We start from the raw sequence: 20,045 nt of genomic DNA, 5'->3' as shown, positions 1-20,045 counted from the left end.
ATTCCCCTCAGCCGGCCGCCGGTCCATCCACCCGGAGCGCTCCGATCAATTGGTCGATGACCCCTGGATCCTCAATCGTGGAAGGCACGGTGTACTCCTCGCCGTCCGCTATCTGGCGCATGGTCTTGCGGAGGATCTTCCCCGACCGGGTCTTGGGCAGGGCATCCACCACCGTCACCTGCTTGAAGTCCGCAACAGCACCAATGTCCCGGCGCACCAATGCCACCAGGTCCTTGGCCAGGACGTCCTCAGGAATGTCGACACCGGACTTGAGCACCACGTAGCCACTGGGACGCTGGCCCTTGAGGGAATCGGCAAGGCCGATCACTGCGCACTCCGCCACCGCAGGGTGCTGGCCGATGACCTGTTCGATGGCCCCGGTGGAGAGCCGGTGGCCGGCGACGTTGATGATGTCGTCGGTGCGGCCCATGACAAAGAGGTACCCGTCCTGGTCCTGGTAACCCGAGTCGCCGGTGGCATAGCAGCCATCGAAGGCCGTCAGGTAAGAGGAGATGAAGCGTTCGTCGTTTCCCCACAGGGTGGCCAGCGTGCCGGGTGGCAACGGCAGCCCCAGCGCGATGTTGCCCTCGGTGCCGGGTGCCACGTCGCCGCCCATTCCGTCGAGAATCCGGAGCCGGTAACCGGGCATCGGAACGCTCGGGGAACCGGCCTTGATGGGCAGGGGCTCCAGGCCGCGGGGGTTGGCGCAGATGGCCCACCCGGTCTCGGTCTGCCACCAGTGATCCACCACCGGCACGCCAAGGACCCGGGATGCCCAGTGGAACGTGTCCGTGTCCAGCCGCTCACCGGCAGTGAACAGGGTGTGAAGGCTGGAGATGTCATACCCGCCCAGCAGTGATGCCTCCGGATCTGCCTTGCGGATGGCCCGCAGCGCCGTGGGCGCGGTAAAGAGCACGTTGACCTTGTGGTCCTGGACCACCCGCCAGAAGGCACCCGCATCCGGGGTCCCCACCGGTTTGCCTTCGTACATCACCGTGGTGGCGCCGGCGAGCAGCGGCCCGTAGACGATATAGGAATGCCCCACCACCCAGCCCACATCCGAAGCGGTCCACATCACGTCGCCCGGGCCGACGTCGTAGATATTCTCCAGCGTCCACCGCAGGGCGACGGCGTGGCCGCCGTTGTCCCGGACCACCCCCTTGGGAGTGCCCGTGGTCCCCGATGTGTAGAGGATGTAAAGCGGGTCGGTGGCCTCTACGTCAACGGGAGCGGCCGGTTCCGCGGCTGCCATTTCCGTGTCCCAGTCCAGCCAAGCGGCATGGTCCGCCGCCTTGGAGGCGAAGCCGTCCCGCTCCTTGACCAGCACGGGAATGTCCCGGGTGCCTGCCAGCTCAAGTGCCTCCGCGACGGCCGGCAGGTACTCGATGCGGCGCGTGGGTTCGATCCCGCCTGAGGCGGTGACCACCGCAGCAGGTGCCGCGTCCCGGATCCTGGCCGCTAGCTCTTTGGGCGCGAACCCGCCGAAGACCACGGAATGGACAGCGCCGAGCCTGGCTGTTGCCAGCATGGCAATGGCGGCTTCCGGGATCATCGGCATGTAGATGACCACGCGGTCCCCCTTGCCCACGCCGTGGCCGCGCAGAACGCCGGCGAAGCGCGCCACGAGGCCGGTCAGTTCGGCATAGGTGAAACGCTGCCGGGTTCCCAGCATGGCGGAGTCATGGATCAGTGCATCTTGCTCTCCCCGGCCTTCGGCGACGTGCCGGTCCAGGGCGTTGTAGCAGGTATTCAGTGAGCCGTCCGGAAACCAGCTGTAGAGCGGCGCCCGGCTGGAGTCCAGTGCCCGGGCAGGAGCAGCGGTCCAGTGGATCTTTTCCGCCGCCTCCAGCCAGAAGTCTTCCGGCTCTTCAATGCTGCGCCGGTAGGTGTCCCGATAGCTGTTGCTGACCATAACGTAATCCCGTCCACGACATTGTGATGCAGCTCATGGTAGCTTGCGCCTCCCCGGCTAACAAGAGGTTTGTATACAGAAGAGCCAGTTATCACCCGCTATTTCAGTTTCTTCCCAAACTCAGGGCAGTTGTGTATACACTGGAGCCATCAGCCGAGGAAGGAGACAGGCATGCGCGCCAGCGACAAGGCCTATGCCGCCCTGCGGGACGACATCATCGAATGGCGCCTGGCCCCAGGGACGGTCCTTGCCGAGGTGGAACAGTCCGAGCGGTTGGGCGTCTCGCGAACTCCGTTGCGGGAAGCCCTGGGCCGCCTTACGGCGGAAGGCCTGACGACGGCGGGCGGCCGCGGCGTGGTGGTCAGCGACATTTCCCTGGAGGACATCGACGAACTGTTCGAGCTCCGCGAAACCCTCGAAGGCAGGGCGGCGGCCTTGGCCGCGCGCCGCGGCGACGCCCGTACCTTCGAGCACCTGCAGCGTGACCTGCTCCGGGCTCCGGAGTTGATCGGCGGCGACCACCCTGCCCTGCATGAATACTACGAACTGGTGGGCCGGCTGGATGCAGCGATCGATGCTGCCATCTCCAACTCCTACCTGGCCCAGGCCATGCGGAGCCTGCGCGTGCATTTGGTCCGGATCCGCCGGCTTGCCGCCGACGACGCCTGCCGCCTCACTGCCGCCGCCGCCGAGCATGCCGCCATCGCAGAGGCCATCGCGGCCGGCAATCCACGGCTTGCAGAGGCGGCGACCATCGTCCACCTGCACCGCAGCCTCTCCCACGTCAAAGCGACCCACTCATCCCACCCAAAGGAGCATCATGGTTAAGGAACACCACGTCCGCGTCTATCGGAGCGAAGAAAACCTCCCGCGTGAGGACCAGCTCGCGTACAAGATCGCCCAGGTTGCGGCCGACCCAGTGGCTGTGTCTGACGAAGTGACCGACATGGTGATCAACCGCGTCATCGACAATGCTTCGGTGGCCATCGCATCCCTCAACCGGGCACCCATCGTCGCAGCCCGCGCCCAGGCACTCACCCATGGCCCCACCACCGGCGGTAAGGGTTCGAAGGTGTTCGGCATCGAGGAACGGGTGGCCCCGGAATGGGCCGCCTGGGCCAACGGCGTGGCCGTCCGCGAGTTGGACTATCACGACACCTTCCTTGCTGCCGACTACTCCCATCCCGGTGACAACATCCCGCCGATCCTCGCCGTCGCCCAGCACGTTGGCGCCAGCGGCCACGACTTGATCCGCGGCATCGCCACCGGCTACGAGATCCAGGTCAACCTGGTCAAGGCCATCTGCCTGCACAAGCACAAGATCGACCACGTGGCGCACCTGGGCCCCTCCGCAGCCGCAGGCATCGGCACCCTGCTGGGGCTCGACGTCGAAACCATCTTCCAGTCCGTGGGCCAGGCGCTGCACACCACCACCGCCACCCGGCAGTCGCGCAAGGGAGAGATCTCCACCTGGAAGGCACACGCCCCGGCGTTTGCCGGCAAGATGGCCATCGAATCCGCAGACCGGGCCATGCGCGGCCAGACCTCCCCCGTGCCGATCTACGAAGGCGAAGACGGCGTCATCGCCTGGATGCTGGATGGCCCGGACGCGTCCTACATGGTTCCGCTTCCCACCCCCGGTGAAGCCAAGCGCGCCATCCTGGACACGTACACCAAGGAACACTCCGCCGAATACCAGGCACAGGCCTGGATCGACCTTGCCCGCAAGCTGCACCGCGAACACCCCGAGGTCACGGACCCGGACAACGTGGAATCCGTGCTGATCAAGACCAGCCACCACACGCATTACGTCATCGGCTCCGGCGCCAACGACCCCCAGAAGTACTCCCCCACCGCGTCCCGGGAAACCCTGGACCACTCCATCCCGTACATCTTCACCGTGGCCCTGCAGGATGGGGCCTGGCACCACGTGGACTCCTACGCCCCGCAGCGCGCCGCACGCCCGGACACCGTGGAGCTGTGGCAGAAGGTCAGCACGGTGGAGGACCCGGAATGGACCCGCCGCTACCACTCCCTGGACATTGCCGAGAAGGCGTTCGGCGGCTCGGTGGAGATCACGCTCAAGGACGGCTCCGTCATCACCGATGAAATCGCCGTTGCCGACGCCCATCCGCTCGGTGCCCGGCCGTTCGCCCGGGAACAGTACGTGAACAAGTTCCGGACCCTCGCCGCCGGGCTGGTGGAGGAAGCCGAGATCGACAGGTTCCTCGCCGCCGTCGAACGCCTCCCCCACCTCACCGCCGGGGAACTGGACCAGCTGAACATCACCGCCGCTCCCGGCGTCATCGACCCCGCGGCCGCGCCGAAGGGACTGTTCTAAATGCTGTACTCAAAGACCACTCCCGAGCAGAAGCGGCTCCGGTTCCGGGAACTGCTTGCCTCCGGGACAATCCAACAGTTCCCCGGAGCGTTCAATCCGCTCTCGGCACGGCTGATCGAGGAGAAGGGCTTCGCCGGGGTGTACATCTCCGGCGCCGTCCTGGCCAACGACCTTGGCCTGCCGGACATCGGCCTGACCACGCTCACCGAGGTGGCTACCCGGGCCGGGCAAATTGCCCGCATGACGGACCTCCCGTCGATCGTCGACGCCGACACCGGCTTCGGCGAACCGATGAACGTGGCCCGCACCGTCCAGGAGCTTGAAAACGCCGGCCTGGCCGGTTGCCACATCGAGGACCAGTTCAACCCCAAGCGCTGCGGCCACCTGGACGGCAAGAACGTGGTGGACCTGGACACCGCCACCAAGCGGATCCGGGCCGCCGCCGATGCCCGGCGGGACCCGAACTTCCTGATCATGGCCCGGACCGACATCCGTGCCACCGACGGACTCGAGGCGGCGCAGCAGCGTGCCAAGGCCCTCGTTGAAGCCGGCGCGGATGCGATCTTCCCTGAAGCCATGAAGGACCTCAGCGAGTTCAAGGCCATCCGCGATGCCGTCAACGTGCCGATCCTGGCCAACATGACCGAGTTCGGAAAGAGTGACCTCTTCACCGTCGACGAGTTGGCGGGGGTCGGGGTCAACCTGGTGATTTACCCGGTAACGCTGCTCCGTAGTGCCATGGGCGCCGCTGAGCGTACTCTGGAATCGATCAAATCCGACGGCAGCCAGGAGGCACAGGTTCCAAGCATGCTGACCCGTGCCCGGCTCTACGACCTGGTTGATTATGAGGCCTACAACCGCTTCGACACCGGAGTCTTCAACTTCCAGATCCCCGGCACCTAAACAAACCACCGGAATGCCGGCAGCAGCCGGACCAACAGGCTTTAGGAACAAAGGAGTTTCAGCATGGCTGAAAATGAGATCAAAAAGGGCCTTGCCGGCGTGGTGGTGGACTACACCGCCGTTTCCAAGGTCAACCCGGACACCAACTCCCTGCTCTACCGCGGCTACCCTGTCCAGGAGCTGGCCGCCAGGTGCAGCTTCGAGGAAGTGGCCTACCTGCTGTGGAACGGCGAACTGCCCGCGAAGGACCAGCTTGCGGAGTTCACGGCACGGGAGCGCGCCGGCCGCGCCCTTGATCCGGTGGTGAAACAGGTGATTGATGCCCTGCCCCTCACCTCGCACCCGATGGACGTCTGCCGGACCGCCGCCTCCGTCATGGGGGCACGGCATCCGTTGGCGGAGGATTCCTCCCGGGAAGCGAACATGACCAAGGCCGTTGACCTCTTCGCCGCCATGCCTGCGGTTGTGGCCTACGACCAGCGCCGTCGCCACGGGCAGGACGTGGTGGAACCCCGCGAAGACCTCGGCTACTCGGCGAACTTCCTGTGGATGGCCTTTGGCGAAGAACAGGTGCCGGAGGTGGTGGAGGCTTTCAACGTCTCCATGATCCTTTACGCCGAGCACTCCTTCAACGCGTCCACCTTCACGGCCCGGGTTATCACCTCCACGCTCTCGGACCTGCATTCCGCCGTGACCGGTGCCATCGGGGCCTTGAAGGGCCCACTGCACGGCGGCGCGAACGAAGCCGTGATGCACACGTTCGACGAGATCGGCATCCGGCAGGAGGAGTCCCTGGAGGAAGCAGCGGCCCGGGCCAAGGCATGGATGGAAGATGCCCTGGCGCAGAAGAAGAAGGTCATGGGCTTCGGACACCGCGTCTACAAGCATGGCGATTCCAGGGTCCCCACCATGAAGGCCGCACTGGACAAAATGATTGCCCACTACGGCCGGCCCGAACTGCTGGGGCTGTACAACGGCCTGGAATCGGCGATGGACGAGGCGAAAAGCATTAAGCCGAATCTCGACTATCCTGCCGGGCCCACCTACCACCTGATGGGCTTCGATACACCTACGTTTACTCCCCTTTTCGTGGCCAGCCGGATCACGGGCTGGACCGCGCACATCATGGAGCAGCTGGACGCCAACTCGCTGATCAGGCCTTTGAGCGAGTACATCGGTCCGGAGGAGCGGCACCTTCCGTAACCATTGACAGGAACGTCCGACGGCGGGCGGGCACCTTTCGCGTAAATGCGACCGGTGCCCGCCCGCCGTCGGACGACTACTGCCCGCTGCGGATCTGCAGTGACGTGATCATGCGCTTGGCGTTGATGTACTCGGGCGAAAGCATGTACGCACGGGCTTCATCCAGCGAGCTGAAGATCTTGGTGTTGGTACTCCGCGAACCGCCCGCTGACACCTGGAAATTGTCTGCAAATGAATACAGAGTTGACTCCGCGGGGCCGCTGACCACGTTGTAGAACATGCACGTCCGCCCGTTCTTTCCGGCCGCGCTGCTGGTGATGCCGTAGGACGCAGTAACCCTGCCAGGTTCAATCAGGGCGCGGTATGCAAACCTTGGCGCTATGACGTCTGACGCAGCAGCGTTGTATGGCAGCGGGAGTTCCAGGGAATCCAGAACCTCGTAGGGCACGGGCGCGTTACATGCACCGCCGATACCCCCCGAAGCCCCGAAGTGGAGGGATGCAATGTTCTTTCCCTCCCGGTCCTGTACATCCAGGGCCAGCGCCGGATACTCGGGGCTGCCGGGACTGGGCACGACCTTCCACTCCTGGGGGTGGTCGAAAGACACCTTCCCGTCGGCACTGGTGTAGGTCAGCCAGTCGTCGGCAGGTGGGATGGAACTGGCGGCGGTGGAGGCTGCTGGTTCCGGCTGTGGCGTCACGCTTGGGCCTGGAGTCGGGGTGGAAGGCCTGCTTGCTGTCGATGTGGGAAGGGCCTCAGCGGTGGAGGTAGCCGCCGGGGAAGGCACAGTTGCCAGGGGACCGAGGTTGATGGCCAGCAGCACACCTGTCGTCACTGCCGCGGCAGCGACCGCCATGACCCCCGCGACCTTGGCCCGGCGTCCCCTCCGTTCCTTCAGTGTCGGCACATCGATCGGTACCCGGTCCTCAAAGACCTCCGGTCGCGAGAGAATACCCTGCAGCACCCTCGCCGGGTCGGGAACGTCAGCGTGCTGTCCCACAGGGTCCGCACCTGCAATGAGGTACTTGATGGCGTCCATGATTAAGCCCCCACTTCCTGGTCGATTGAAGCGCAAAGAGCAGGCAGAAGGCTGCGGAACGCCTCCCTGGCCCGATGCAGGCGGACCTTTGCCGCCGATTGTGAACACCGGAGAACAGCGGCAATTTCCGCGATTGTCAGCTCGTCCCAGTACGCCAACTGCAGAATGTCGCGGTCCCTCTCACGCAAGGTCCCCAGGGCTGACTCCACCAGAGCGCTGTCGCTGTCCCGGGCATCGCCTTGGCATGAGAAAGCCTCGAGCCGCTGCTGAAGGGCACGCCGCCTCTCGCGCCCACGGTAGGCGTTGCCAATAACGTTGCGGGCGACCGTAAACAACCAAGAGATTTCCATATTGGAACCGCCGTCCCACTTCTGCCAGGCGATGCGGAATACGTCGGCAGCCAACTCCTCGGCCAACTCCGAATTATCAACCCGACGATGCACGAATTTGTGGATTCGCGGATAGCTGTCCTTGTATAAGGCGATAAACGCCAGTTCGCGCTCTGAAAGCACGTTCCCCCCGAAGAATGCGTAGTGTCCTGATCTGCAGGCTAACCGTATCGTTTCCGGTAACTCCCGGATGGTTACAACTGTCCGGCAACTTGTTGTCCGCGTCGTCGCTACTGCGCCCGCCCTGCCTGTCACTGCCGGGACCGTGGCCGTGGCGCCTGGCTACTCCAGCAGGCTCCGGGACGAGGCCACGGATTCGTTGTCGGTATGCATGGTGACCACCACGTTCACCGCGCGGCCTTCCAGCACCACCGGCAGCCAGTGGTCGGCGTCCTGCCACATGCGGTCCACCGGCAGCGTATCCACGCGGAACCATTCGGGCAGGATCTCCTCGCTGGGTGCCGGATCGCCCTGCCATGTCCGGGCGGTGAAGAGCCTGGTGTGCATATCCCATTCCGGCCGGGCCGGAAAGACGAAGTGGACCGACCCGGCGTCGGCCAGGTCTTCCATTTGCAGCACTACGCCGGTTTCTTCAAAGACCTCCCGGATGACGGCCTGGACGTCCGACTCCCCCGGTTCCACGTGGCCGCCGACGCCCACGATCTTGCCGCGGCCAAAACCTGTTTGCTTCAGCCCAAGGAGCACTTCGGTCCCACCGGCGCCGTCGCGGAGCAGGAAGCAAAGAGTAACCCGGGCTGCAGTCATGCGTTCAAGCCTAGGGGGTCCGGAAGTTCCCAGCGGGACACGCCATGGGGCCGGCGGATATGCCAAGCTCTACGTGTGACTCCCGAAACAGCACACGGGATACGGCCGGCCCGCAACTCGACCATTGACGCCCGCCTGCCGGAGTGGCTGGTACGCAACCCTTTGTACTGGGGCTGGGCCTGGGCCGGAGTCTGGACAGCGCTCATTGTCACCGATGAATTCGTGGACCTGGCAGGGTGGACGTGGTACCTGCTGGTGGCTGCGGCTGCCCTCCCCACGCTGCTCAGCACCCTGGCCGTGCTCCACGTGACGCCCCGGCACCAAGTGAAGGCCGCCAGGGAGTCGGTTTTGGGCCTGTTCTTCGTGCGTTTCCTGGCCCTCGTTGCGGCATTCATGGTGTGGGCCGTCTCGGTGGTGCTGAGTGCCTCCATCTCAACCACCATCCAGGCCATGGCAGGTGACTCCGAGCGCGAGGTCACCGCCCTGGGCTTCACACTGATGGCGGCGCTGGTCCCACTGGTGGTGGCCGTCCTGTGGCTGGCGTTTGTTGCCAGGTGCGCCTGGTTCCTACGGAGACTGCGCGGCTGGCGGCAGGTGCCCACGCTCTCGCGGGTACCGAAATCGTTCCTCCGCGGCCGGCCACGTCTACGGAGGGTGGTAATCGGCCTGGCGCATCCGGGACTGATGCTGCTCGCCGGCATGGGCACCTCGGTGCTGGCTTTCCTGCTCGGCCCCGTGGAACTGACCATCGAAGCGGTGTTCTAGAACTTCAGCCGAGCGCCCGGGGATGGGCGGCGGCGTAGATCTCCCGGAGCGTATCGGCCGTGACCAGCGTGTACACCTGGGTGGTGGTCACGGATGCGTGACCCAGGAGTTCCTGGACCACGCGGACGTCTGCGCCGCCTTCGAGCAGGTGGGTGGCGAAGGAGTGCCGCAGGGTGTGCGGCGAGACGTCCCGGGTGATGTTGGCCTTCTCCGCCGCGGCCTTCAGGATGGTCCAGGCGCTCTGCCGGCTGATCCTGCCGCCGCGGGCATTCAGGAACAGGGCGGGGGTGCCTTTGCCTTTGGCGGCGAGCAGCGGCCGGCCGCGGACCAGGTAGGCGTCCAGGGCGCGGGCGCCGTAGGAGCCCAGGGGCACCAGCCGTTCCTTCGATCCCTTGCCGAACAGCCGGACAATGGCAGGCCCGGATTCCGGCTCTGCAAGGGAGATGTCGTCCACGTCCAGTCCCACTGCTTCGCTGATCCTGGCGCCGGTGGAATAGAGGAATTCGAGCAGGGCGCGGTCCCGCAGTCCGGCAGCGGTGTCGGTTCCGGCCGCCTCAAGGATGCGGGTCACCTCGTCTACGCTGATGGCCTTGGGCAGCCGCTTGCCGGCCATGGGGGGATGGACCTCGCGGGCGGGATCGGCCGGCGTGTAGCCCTCGAGGGCCCAGAACTTGTGCAGGCCGCGGACGGCTACCACCGTCCGGGCCGCTGACCGGACACCCAGGGTGGAGCCGCCGTCGGATCCATCCGAAAGGGCGCGGACGTAACCGGTGACATGGTGCCGGTTGATGTCCTCCGGCCGGGTGCAGCCGGCTGCTGCCAGGTAGCGGGCGTACCGGGCCAGGTCGCGGCGGTAGGCTGCCAGGGTGTTCGCGGCCAGTCCGCGTTCCACCCCCATGTGCTGCAGGTAGTCGGTGATTCCATGCTCGATCGCGGGAGGCACTGGTGCAGGGGCAGCGGCAGCAGTTCCGTGGCCCGGAACCGGGTCAACCGCAGACGCCTCTTCAGCCGAAGCACCCGCGCTTACCGAAGCACCTGCCATCAGCGCTGGCTGGGGTGCGCGGGCCAGGGGGCGTCGGCGGGGCGAAGTCCTTCATAGTTGGCGGCGCGGGCGGCAGCAGCCGCAAGGATCCCGACGACGGCGGACGGGTTGTGCAGTCGCCCGGCCAGGACGGACGCCACGGCATCGTCCAGGCTGATCCAATGGAACTCGATCTCCGCTTCCTCGTCCGTCCGTTCATGGCGATCGTGGTGCGGAACCTCCGTGAGGTCACGGGCGAGGTAGATGCGGATGGCCTCGCTGGAGGATCCCGGGGAATTGAAGAGATCGGCCAGGACGTTCCAAGTGCCGGCGGCGAGGTCCGCTTCCTCGGCGAGTTCGCGGGCGGCACCCTCCACGAAGCCTTCGCCTTCGACATCCAGCAGTCCGGCAGGTACCTCCCAAAGGTCCATGCCCACCGGATGCCGGTACTGCTTCAACAGCAGGACCTGCCCCTCGTCGTTCATGGGCAGGACCGCGACCGCGCCGGGGTGGTCGATGTAATCGCGGGTGAGGGCGTCGCCGGACTCCGAGAGTTGGAAGGTGTCGCTGACGACGTCCCAGATCCGGCCCTGGTAAACCTTCTCGGTAGACAAAAGACGGCGCGGGCTTGGTGCATCCGAAACCTGTTTGGCAGGGGTGGCTTCAGGTGTACCAGGCATCGCGCCGTCCTTTGTGTTCTCTTGACTACTTAGCGGTAACGGTACCCGATGCAGCAGGCTCCCCGGCCGCGGGAACGGCCGTGTCGGCAACGCCGGCCTGCCCTGCGTGCGGGTGGTTTGCGGTCTGGTGGTTCAAGGCAGCCTGGACCAGGCCGGCGAACAGCGGGTGCGGGCGGGTGGGCCGCGAGCTCAGCTCGGGGTGCGCCTGCGTGGCCACGTAGTACGGGTGGACATCTGCAGGCAGTTCAACGAATTCCACGAGCTTGCCGTCCGGGGAGGTGCCGGAGAAGACCAGCCCCTTGTCGGCAATCTGCTGGCGGTACTTGTTGTTGACCTCGTAGCGGTGCCGGTGGCGTTCGCTGACGGTGGTCTTGCCGTACGTTCCGGCGATGACCGAGCCTTCGTCGAGCTTGGCTTCGTACAGGCCAAGGCGCATGGTGCCGCCCAGGTCGCCGCGGCCTTCAACGTACTCCAGCTGCTCTTCCATCGTGGCGATGACCGGGTACTTGGAGTCCGGCTCGAACTCGCTGGAGGAGGCGCCCTCCAAGCCCACCACGTTGCGGGCGTACTCGATCACCATGCACTGCAGGCCAAGGCAGAGGCCCAGCACGGGCAGCTTGGTTTCCCGGGCGAACTTCAGGGCTCCGAGCTTGCCTTCGAGGCCGCGGATGCCGAAGCCGCCGGGCACGCAGATTCCGTCGACACCGTCGAGTGCCTTGATGGCTCCTTCACGGGTTTCACATTCATCGGACGGGACCCAGCGGATCTTGACCTTGGCTTCGTTGGCGAAACCGCCGGCGCGCAGCGCTTCGGTGACCGACAAGTAGGCGTCCGGGAGATCGATGTACTTGCCCACCAGGGCGATCTCGACATGGTGCTTGGGGTTGTGGACCGCTTCAAGCAGTTTGTCCCAGCTGGTCCAGTCCACGTCCTTGAACGGCAGGTCCAGGGCACGGACGATGTAGGAGTCCAGCCCCTGGCCGTGCAGGGTCTTGGGGATGTCGTAAATGCTCGGGGCGTCGGCGGCGTTCACCACGGCGTCGATGTCGACGTCGCACATGCGCCCGATCTTTTCCCGCATGGCCTCGGGCACTTCGCGGTCCGAGCGGATCACGATCGCCTCGGGCTGGATGCCGATGGAGCGCAGCGCAGCCACGGAGTGCTGGGTGGGCTTGGTCTTCAGTTCCTGGGACGGGCCGATGTAGGGAACCAGCGAGACGTGCAGGAAGAAGACGTTTCCGCGGCCGATGTCCTGGCGGACCTGGCGGGCGGATTCAAGGAACGGCTGGGACTCGATGTCGCCCACGGTGCCGCCGATTTCGGTGATGATGACGTCCGGGGCGTTCTTGCCCTCTGCGGGCAGGCGCATGCGGCGCTTGATCTCATCCGTGATGTGCGGGATGACCTGGACGGTGTCTCCGAGGTACTCGCCGCGGCGCTCCTTGGCAATCACCGTGGAGTACACCTGCCCGGTAGTCACGTTGGCGGAGCCTTCGAGGTTTTCGTCAAGGAAGCGCTCGTAGTGCCCGATGTCCAGGTCAGTCTCGGCGCCATCGTCGGTGACGAAGACCTCGCCGTGCTGGAACGGGTTCATTGTGCCCGGATCCACGTTCAGGTAGGGATCGAGCTTCTGCATCGTGACGGACAGGCCGCGTGCCCGCAGCAGATGACCAAGGCTGGACGCCGTCAGTCCCTTGCCGAGCGAGGACGCCACACCGCCGGTGACGAAGATGTGCTTGGTCGTCTTGGAGGAGCCCGGGAACCGGGAATTTACACGGGAATTTGATCGCTGCACCACGGAATTCGAGCCTATCATCAATTGCGCCTTCCCGTGGCTGTTCCGTCAGGCCCGCTGCGGCAGGAGCTTTGCGTCGTCCAGCAGTTCCTGGGCGTGCGCCTGGGCCGATTCCGAGTCCTCCTGGCCCGCCAGCATGCGGGCGAGCTCCCGCACCCGCTCCGGGCCGTCAAGCAGCCGCACGTCACTGGAGGTGAACCCGGTGGCCGTGCCGCCGTCGGCTCCCCTGACTGCGGTTTTGGTCACGGTGATGTGCTGGTCCGCGAAGGCGGCCACCTGCGGCAGGTGCGTGACCACCAGCACCTGCACGTGGCGTGCCAGCATGGCCAAGCGCCGGCCGATCTCGACGGCGGCCCGGCCGCCAACGCCCGCGTCCACCTCGTCGAAGACGAAGGTGGGGACGGGGTCGACGGCGGCAAGCACCACTTCGATGGCCAGCATGACGCGGGACAGTTCACCACCGGACGCGCCCTTGCCCAGCGGCCGGGCCGGGGCGCCGGAATGCGGCTGCAGCAGGAAACTGATCTCGTCTGCGCCGTGCGGGCCCAGCTGCCCCGCCGGCTCAATGGTGATCACCAGGGTGGCGTCGGCCATGGCCAGGGCCTTGAGTTCAGCGCTGACCCGGCCGGAGAGGTCCTTGGCAGCCTTGGCGCGGATCTTGCTGATGGCAGCCGACTGCTTCTTCAGTTCCGCTTCGGCACGGACCACTTCCGCATCCAGGGCCTCGATGCGGGACGAGTCATCCTGCAGCTCGTCAAAGCGGACGCGCGCCTTTTCCGCCCACTCCAGCACTTCGTCGATGGTGGGGGCGTACTTGCGGACCAGCTTGGCCAGGGCGGCGCGCCGGTCCTCGATTTCGGCGAGCCGTTCCGGGCCCTCCGTGTCCAGGCCGGCCTGGTAACTTGCGAGTTCGGTGGCGATGTCGTTGAGCAGGAAACCCACCTCGGCGAGCCGGGCAGCTGCGGAACCCAGCTCGGCATCGTGCTCGGCCACGTGTTCCAGGGTCCTTTTGGCGGAATCCACCAGCGTGGTGGCGTCCCCGGTTTCGCCGAAGTCCTCAGCGATGAGTGCCTGGTGTGCGGTGCTGGCGGCGATCCGCAGCTCCTCCACGTTGGCAAGCTTCACGGCCTCAGCCTTTAACAGCTCGTCCTCCCCCGGCTGCGGATCCACCTCGTCGATCTCCGCCAAGGCTGCCTCGAGCGATTCTGCTTCCCGGAGCCGGTCCCGTGCCGCGCTGCGCAGGGTGTCCAGCTCCGCCTGGCTGGATTTCCAGTGGTTGTACAGCTCCTGGTAGCTGGCCAGCGGGCCGGCCAGGGCGTCGCCGGCGAACTTGTCCAGGGCCTCACGCTGCGCCGTGGCGCTTTTGAGCCGGATCTGGTCCGACTGGCCGTGCACCACCACCAGTGACTCACCGATCTCGGCCAGGACGCCCACGGGGGCAGCCCGCCCGCCCAGGAACGCACGGCTGCGGCCATCCGCACCCAGGCGACGGGCCAAAATCAGCTCCGCGCCGCCGTCGAACTCCTCCGCCTCAGCACCGGCATCAAGGGCACGGGCGATGGCCGGGTGCCCGGCGTCCAGCTTCAGCACGGCTTCAGCCGTGGCGCTCTTGGCGCCACTGCGGACCGCCCCGGCATCCGAACGGGCGCCCAGGAGCAGCCCGACGGCGGTGACCACCATGGTCTTGCCCGCGCCGGTTTCACCGGTCACGACGCTCAATCCCGGGCCGAGCGGAAGCGTTGCGTCGGTGATGACGCCGAGATCGCGGATTCTCAGTTCTTCAAGCATGGTTTCACTTTGCAGTCGACGGATCGGGATCGCTGCCGGGGTTCTCCACGTGCGGTACCGGCAGCGGCGGCATGGGCCGCGGCGTCCGCACGATGGGAATGGGGCCGGTATGCACCGCATCAGACTTGGGCACCGGGCCCCGCCAGCCGTGGATGGGTAGTTCGAACTTGCGCACCAGGCGGGCCGAGAACGGCGTCTGGTGGGTGCGGGCCAGCCGGACGGGAGTGGCGGACTTGGTCACCTCCACGCGGGCGCCGGGCGGCAAATCCACCGAGCGCCGGCCATCACACCACAGCACACCCTGGGCGTCCGTACGGCCCAGGACCTCCACCGCGAGCTTTGACCGCGGCGACACCACAAGGGGCTTGGCAAAGAGCGCATGGGCGCTGATCGGCACAATTACCAGGGCCTCCACCTCCGGCCAGACCACCGGTCCGCCCGCGGAAAACGCGTAGGCGGTGGACCCTGTGGGGGTGGCCAGCACGATGCCGTCGGAGCCGAAGGACGTCAGCGGACGCTCGTCCACTTCGGTCACGACCTCGAGCATGCGTTCGCGGTTCGCCTTTTCGATCGCAGCCTCGTTTAAAGCCCAGGTGTGCCAAATCTTCTGGCCCCGGACCCACACCTGGACGTCGATGGTCATGCGCTCTTCAACCGTGTACTCGCGGCTCGCAATCCACTCCACCGTCTGGGCAAGGTCCGCGCGTTCGCTTTCAGCCAGGAAACCCACATGGCCCAGGTTGACGCCCAGCAGCGGCACATCCACGTCGCGGACCAGTTCGGCAGCCCGCAGGATGGTGCCGTCGCCGCCGAGGACCATGACCAGTTCCACATCGGGCAGCTGGACATGGTCGTGAAGGACCTCCACCGGCTGGGCCAGGTGCCCGAAGAACCGTTCCATGTCCCCCAGCTCGGACTCCTGCATCACGGGAACCATGCCGGAGGCGTGCAGCAGGGCGCAGGCTTCCCAGGCAGCTTTCAGCGACTCCTCGCGGCCAGTGTGGGCAAGGACCAGTACACGCCTGCTCATCAGGATCCGCTCTCTAGTGGTTCGGCCAGATTTGTCCGAGCAACGCAGCGGCTGCTGCCTCTCGCTCTTCGATCTTAGGCAAGTCTTTGCTGATCCTGCGTCTTATCCACAGGAAGTATTCGACGTTTCCGTCCTGCCCGGGCAGTGGACTGGCCGCCAGGCCGCAAAGGTCCAGGCCGGCGTCGAGCGCTGCCCTGGCCACCTTCTCCACGGCCATCCGCCGCTCGCGCTCGGACGTGACCACGCCGGTGCGGCCCAGGCGGTCCTTGCCGATTTCGAACTGGGGCTTGACCATCAGCACCAGGTCACCGCCGGGTTCGGTGCAGTCCGCCAGCGGCTGGACCACCAGGGTGAGGGAAATGAAGGACAGGTCCGCTACGGTCAGGGCGGCGGGGCCCCCAATGTCGGCCGGCGCCATGTACCTGACGTTCATCCCTTCGTGGACATCCACGCGCGGGTCGTCGCGGAGGTGCGGCACCAACTGGCCGTGCCCGACGTCGACCGCCACCACGTGTGCGGCGCCCCGCCGAAGGAGGACGTCGGTGAAGCCCCCGGTGGAGGCGCCGGCGTCGAGGCACCTTTTGCCCTCCACGGAGACATCGGGGAAGGCGTCGAGGGCGCCGGCCAGCTTGTGGCCGGCGCGGCTGGCGTAGGTGTCCTGGTCATCGTGGTGGACGGCGAGGTCGCGGCTGTCGTCCACCTGAAGCGAGGCTTTGGTGAGGACCTGGCCGCCGGAACTGACCTTGCCTTCGCCGATCAGGGACGCCGCATGCGTGCGGGACCTCGCCAGCCCGCGCGCCACCAGTGCCTGGTCGAGGCGTACTGGCATCAGGCTGCGCCTCCCGCGGGACCGGGCGCGGCAGGACCGGTCTCTGCGGGGTCGCTGTTCAGGGCCGCCAGCAGTTCATCATGAAGCCCGTTGTAGACGGTCTCGTGGTCCCCGACAGGTAGCCCGGGCAGGTCGAGAAGCCCGGCGATGGCCTGTGCCACCTCCGGATCCGCGATGTCCTGGCCGCCTGGCTGCGGCCACTCGGGTGCCGGCCGGGCTGCGGCGTGGTCCGGTTCAGTCAGCTCAGTCATTGAACCAGTCTAGTGATCCAGCCACACCAGCTTGGGCGCCTGGGGGGCCGCGGAATCGGGCGTCTCCGCCCACCAGGCTGCGCATGCGGCACGCCAGGAGTCGAGGTGGTCCTTGCTGCCAATGATGCCCACCGCTCCGTTGGCCACGCGCGCCGTTGACTGGCCGCACATGTAAGTGCCGTCGTCGTGCGTCACTTCCGGGTACGGGCGGTGCAGATCCGTCAGGTTCCCGATGATGTAGTTGGGCCGTTCCGCCGACCTTGCGGCGAGAATGGTTTCGCGCGTGTCGACGCCGGTCAGGACAGCCACGGTGGCAAAGCCTGCATTGTTGCCGCCCAGGATGTCCGTGTCCAGCCGGTCGCCCACCACCAGGGGACGCTCGGCCCCGAGGCGCTTGGCGGCCGAGTGGAACAGCGGTGCCTCGGGCTTTCCGGCAACCCGGGGCTGCTGGCCGGTAGCAGCAGCGACGGCGGCAACCAGGGTGCCGTTACCCGGAGCGATGCCCCGCGCCTGGGGAATGGACATGTCCGTGTTGGTGGCCACCCACAGCGCCCCGGCGGACACAACGTAGGTGGCTTCCGCCAGGTCCTTCCAGCCAATGGCGGGGCTGAACCCCTGGACCACCGCCACTGGGTCCTCCGCCTGGCTGGCTACGGGCACCAGGCCCACGAGCTCGATTTCCCGGGCAAGCGCAGGGCTTCCCGTGATGAGGATCCTTGACCCCGGCGCCAGCAGTGAGGCAAGCAACTCGGCAGCCGCCTGGGAGGAGCTGACCACCTGGTCGTCCTCGGCAGGCGCACCCAGCTCGCGGAGATGTGCTGCAACCTCGCCCGGAGAGCGGGAAGCGTTGTTGGTCACGTAGCCGAGGCCGATTCCCAGACCCGAGAGCTGCTGCAGCGATTCCACGGCTCCGGGAATGGCGTTGGGCCCGGCATAGACCACGCCATCCAGGTCTGCGAGGAGCGCATCGAAGCGCGAGACCAGCGAAATGTCACTCATGACTGTTCAGTCCCGGCGCTCTTCATCGTGGTGGGCGGCAGCGGTACCCTCCGCGTCGGCGTCCTCAGCGGCTGCGGTACCCAGCTCGTCGGGTTCCACGGAGTCCTGGTCCGATTCGGCGTCGTCGGAGACGAAGTAATCCGCGTCCTGGTCGTCGAGGTTGCTGTCCTGTGCCGCCTCCGCTTTGGCGGCGCGGGAGTCCTCCGGTTCAACTGCTGCGGTGGTTTCGGCGGGGGCTTCTGTCCCGGCAGCTGTGGACGCACGCTCCAGGAGCCTGCGCCGTTCAGCCTCTTCCCGTGCCTCTTCTTCCTCGTCCCAGCCGAGGTCGATGATTTCGGGTTCCTGGTCCGCGCCCTGGCCCAGGGCATTTTCTGCCACAACGGCCTGGCGGCTCCACTTTTCCGATTCCTCCTGGCGTCCTACCGCTGCCAGTGCATCGGCGTACGCGCGGAAGAGGCGGGGGCTGTAGGAGAAAGCACGGTTGATATCCAGCTGCGGGATTTCGAGTTCGGCCACTGCCGCGTCCAGCTGGCCGAGATCGGTCCGGGCACCGGCCGCCACGATGGCCAGTTCCACCTTGCCGGGGGCGTCAAGGTCCTGGGCTTCCTCCGAGCGGGCAACATCGAGGGCGCGGTCGGGGCGCCCCAGGCCACGTTCGCAGTCGGCCATCACTGGCAGGTGTACGTTGGAGCCGCTGATCCGGCGGAAGGTGCGGAACTCGCGGAGTGCCTCGCCGTAGTGGCCGGCAGCATAGGCAGTCAGGCCAACGGCTTCACGGACGGCAGCGAGCCTTCCACCGCGGCGGCTGGCAGCAAGAGCGTGCTGGAAGGCAAGCTCGGGCTCGTCGTCAATCAGGCGGCCGGCCATCACCAGGTGGCGGGCCACCCACTCTGCGCTCTTGGGCTCAAGGGTTTTGATCTGGTGGTGCGTGGCGCGGTCCAGTTCCTTGCCCGTGACGTCCTCGTCAATCTCGGGCGAGCGTTCCCGGTCAGGACGGTTGGCGCTGCGAAGGTCAGCGGCGTTGGGCACGCGGGCAGGGCGCTCCTCCTGGCGGTCGCGTCCAAAGCCACGGGGGCCGGATCCGCCGCGGCCGGATTCGCCACGTGCGTCACCGCGGTCGAAGCTGCGCGGTGCCCGGTCCTGCCGGTCTCCGAACGGCTTGCGGTTCTCGCCGCCGAAACCGCGGCGGTCACCCTCGCCATCACGGCGCGGACGGTCGCCAAACGGCTTACGGTCACGATCGCTGCCACCAAAACCACGACGATCACCCTCACCGTCACGGCGGGGGCGGTCACCAAACGGCTTCCGGTCACGGTCACCAAACGGCTTCCGCTCGCCGCCACCGGCTCCGCCACCATAACCACGACGGTCACCCTCGCCATCACGGCGGGGACGATCACCAAACGGCTTACGGTCACGATCGCCGCCGCCAAAACCACGGCGGTCACCCTCACCGTCACGGCGGGGACGGTCACCAAACGGCTTACGGTCACGATCACCGCCGCCGAAACCACGCCGGTCGCCCTCACCATCGCGGCGCGGACGATCACCAAACGGCTTGCGGTCACGATCACCGAACGGCTTCCCCTCACCCCCACCGGCGCCGCCGCCAAAACCACGCCGATCACCTTCGCCATCGCGACGGGGGCGATCACCAAACGGCTTGCGGTCACGGTCACCGTAAGGCTTCCGCTCACCGCCACCGGCTCCGCCACCAAAACCACGACGATCACCTTCGCCATCGCGGCGCGGCCGATCACCAAACGGCTTGCGATCGCGGTCACCATAAGGCTTCCGTTCACCATCACCGGCAGAACCACCACGGGAGGAGTTGTTGCCGTCGCGGTCGGACCGGGACCGGAATCCGCGGGGATCCCCACCGGAGTTGTTGTTGCCGCGGAACGCGCCACGGTCGTTGCCGCGGTTGCCCCCGTTGTGCTCGGCCATATGGATTCCTCCTGTTGTGAGCCGACCACTGGCGCAACTGCAGCCGCTCGTTTCGTTTCCTACGCAACCCGAAATCAAGCGCTTCGAAGTCCGTACATCTTCATCAATTCTAGTGGAGCCACAAAATCCCGCTGGACAGTGGGTGCCCTGGCGGCGGTATCGTGGCCATCTTCACAGCGACGCCCGCCAACCTTTGACGGGTATTCCCGTGACGCTCCATCACATCTTGCGGGTTTTCCTGGGACGCCCGCTCACATCCTGCGGGTTTTCCTGGGACGCCCGCTCACATCCTGCTGGTTTTCTTGGGACGCCCGCAGATTGTCAAGCTGTGTGGAGTCATTGGGTCGGCTGTTTGGCTGTTTTCGCTGCGGGGAGGTTGATTCCGGTG

Annotated in this window: 19 protein-coding genes; 6 read left to right on the top strand and 13 right to left on the bottom strand. The window is 66.3% G+C overall.

The features are described from left to right. Positions 1 to 7: 7 nt before the first annotated feature. Positions 8 to 1,912 (bottom strand): AMP-binding protein, encoded by a 1,905-nt coding sequence (locus ACR65K_RS19585; RefSeq protein ID WP_440154622.1) that lies wholly within the window; start codon positions 1,910 to 1,912, stop codon positions 8 to 10. Between the two features lie 171 nt (positions 1,913 to 2,083). On the opposite strand from ACR65K_RS19585, the gene ACR65K_RS19580 reads away from it, so the two are divergent. From ACR65K_RS19580 to ACR65K_RS19565, 4 genes are all read left to right on the top strand, one after another. After that, complete coding sequence (locus tag ACR65K_RS19580; RefSeq protein ID WP_440154621.1) at positions 2,084 to 2,740, top strand: GntR family transcriptional regulator; 657 nt, start codon at positions 2,084 to 2,086, stop codon at positions 2,738 to 2,740. Then, positions 2,733 to 4,253, top strand: coding sequence for an MmgE/PrpD family protein (locus ACR65K_RS19575; protein ID WP_440154620.1), 1,521 nt, complete (start codon positions 2,733 to 2,735; stop codon positions 4,251 to 4,253). The genes ACR65K_RS19580 and ACR65K_RS19575 overlap by 8 nt, the downstream gene beginning before the upstream one ends. After that, complete coding sequence (gene prpB, locus ACR65K_RS19570) at positions 4,254 to 5,156, top strand: methylisocitrate lyase (protein ID WP_440154619.1); 903 nt, start codon at positions 4,254 to 4,256, stop codon at positions 5,154 to 5,156. A 63-nt stretch (positions 5,157 to 5,219) separates the two neighbouring features. Next, complete coding sequence (locus ACR65K_RS19565) at positions 5,220 to 6,359, top strand: bifunctional 2-methylcitrate synthase/citrate synthase (RefSeq protein WP_440154618.1); 1,140 nt, start codon at positions 5,220 to 5,222, stop codon at positions 6,357 to 6,359. A gap of 76 nt (positions 6,360 to 6,435) precedes the next feature. On the opposite strand, the gene ACR65K_RS19560 is transcribed toward ACR65K_RS19565, so the two are convergent. From ACR65K_RS19560 to ACR65K_RS19550, 3 genes are all read right to left on the bottom strand, one after another. Then, positions 6,436 to 7,398: a hypothetical protein gene (locus ACR65K_RS19560; protein WP_440154617.1), complete on the bottom strand. Its 963-nt coding sequence runs from the start codon at positions 7,396 to 7,398 to the stop codon at positions 6,436 to 6,438. Positions 7,399 to 7,400: 2 nt separating this feature from the next. Further along, a complete protein-coding gene (locus tag ACR65K_RS19555; RefSeq protein ID WP_440154616.1) occupies positions 7,401 to 7,910 on the bottom strand; it encodes an RNA polymerase sigma factor in 510 nt (169 codons plus the stop codon). Positions 7,911 to 8,069: 159 nt separating this feature from the next. After that, complete coding sequence (locus tag ACR65K_RS19550; RefSeq protein ID WP_056331766.1) at positions 8,070 to 8,552, bottom strand: 8-oxo-dGTP diphosphatase; 483 nt, start codon at positions 8,550 to 8,552, stop codon at positions 8,070 to 8,072. Between the two features lie 75 nt (positions 8,553 to 8,627). Between ACR65K_RS19550 and ACR65K_RS19545 the strand changes: the two genes are divergently transcribed. Beyond that, on the top strand, positions 8,628 to 9,317 hold the full coding sequence (locus ACR65K_RS19545; protein ID WP_235565113.1) for a hypothetical protein: 690 nt from the start codon (positions 8,628 to 8,630) through the stop codon (positions 9,315 to 9,317). 4 nt (positions 9,318 to 9,321) lie between these two features. Here the strand turns inward: ACR65K_RS19545 and xerD are convergent, their stop codons facing one another. The 9 genes from xerD to ACR65K_RS19500 are packed head-to-tail and all read right to left on the bottom strand — an operon-like array spanning position 9,322 to position 18,739. Then, a complete protein-coding gene (gene xerD, locus ACR65K_RS19540) occupies positions 9,322 to 10,359 on the bottom strand; it encodes a site-specific tyrosine recombinase XerD (protein ID WP_268760576.1) in 1,038 nt (345 codons plus the stop codon). Further along, the gene (locus tag ACR65K_RS19535; protein WP_440154615.1) at positions 10,359 to 11,018 is read right to left on the bottom strand and encodes an NUDIX domain-containing protein; all 660 of its coding nucleotides are present in this window, start codon (positions 11,016 to 11,018) and stop codon (positions 10,359 to 10,361) included. Before ACR65K_RS19535 ends, xerD begins: the two co-directional genes overlap by 1 nt. Before the next feature lie 25 nt (positions 11,019 to 11,043). Further along, positions 11,044 to 12,834: a CTP synthase gene (gene pyrG / locus ACR65K_RS19530; protein WP_440154614.1), complete on the bottom strand. Its 1,791-nt coding sequence runs from the start codon at positions 12,832 to 12,834 to the stop codon at positions 11,044 to 11,046. Positions 12,835 to 12,861: 27 nt separating this feature from the next. Further along, positions 12,862 to 14,601 (bottom strand): DNA repair protein RecN, encoded by a 1,740-nt coding sequence (recN, locus tag ACR65K_RS19525; protein ID WP_440154613.1) that lies wholly within the window; start codon positions 14,599 to 14,601, stop codon positions 12,862 to 12,864. Between the two features lie 4 nt (positions 14,602 to 14,605). Next, positions 14,606 to 15,631, bottom strand: coding sequence for an NAD kinase (locus ACR65K_RS19520; protein WP_056331776.1), 1,026 nt, complete (start codon positions 15,629 to 15,631; stop codon positions 14,606 to 14,608). Between the two features lie 13 nt (positions 15,632 to 15,644). Then, the gene (locus ACR65K_RS19515; protein ID WP_440154612.1) at positions 15,645 to 16,460 is read right to left on the bottom strand and encodes a TlyA family RNA methyltransferase; all 816 of its coding nucleotides are present in this window, start codon (positions 16,458 to 16,460) and stop codon (positions 15,645 to 15,647) included. After that, entirely contained in the window at positions 16,460 to 16,711 is a 252-nt protein-coding gene (locus tag ACR65K_RS19510; RefSeq protein ID WP_440154611.1) for a hypothetical protein, read from the bottom strand. Before ACR65K_RS19510 ends, ACR65K_RS19515 begins: the two co-directional genes overlap by 1 nt. Before the next feature lie 9 nt (positions 16,712 to 16,720). Then, complete coding sequence (locus ACR65K_RS19505) at positions 16,721 to 17,710, bottom strand: HAD-IIA family hydrolase (RefSeq protein WP_440154610.1); 990 nt, start codon at positions 17,708 to 17,710, stop codon at positions 16,721 to 16,723. 6 nt (positions 17,711 to 17,716) lie between these two features. Next, positions 17,717 to 18,739 carry a hypothetical protein gene (locus tag ACR65K_RS19500; protein WP_440154609.1) on the bottom strand — a complete coding sequence of 341 codons (1,023 nt, stop codon included), beginning with the start codon at positions 18,737 to 18,739 and terminating at the stop codon, positions 17,717 to 17,719. Between ACR65K_RS19500 and ACR65K_RS19495 the strand changes: the two genes are divergently transcribed. Continuing rightward, a partial coding sequence (locus ACR65K_RS19495; protein ID WP_440154608.1) for a hypothetical protein occupies positions 18,632 to 20,045 on the top strand: 1,414 nt, incomplete at its 3' end. The genes ACR65K_RS19500 and ACR65K_RS19495 overlap by 108 nt on opposite strands.

The organism is Arthrobacter sp. SAFR-179, from assembly GCF_059414945.1.
Note: the sequence above shows the minus strand (reverse complement) of the source record. Positions and strands in the feature narration are given on the sequence as shown.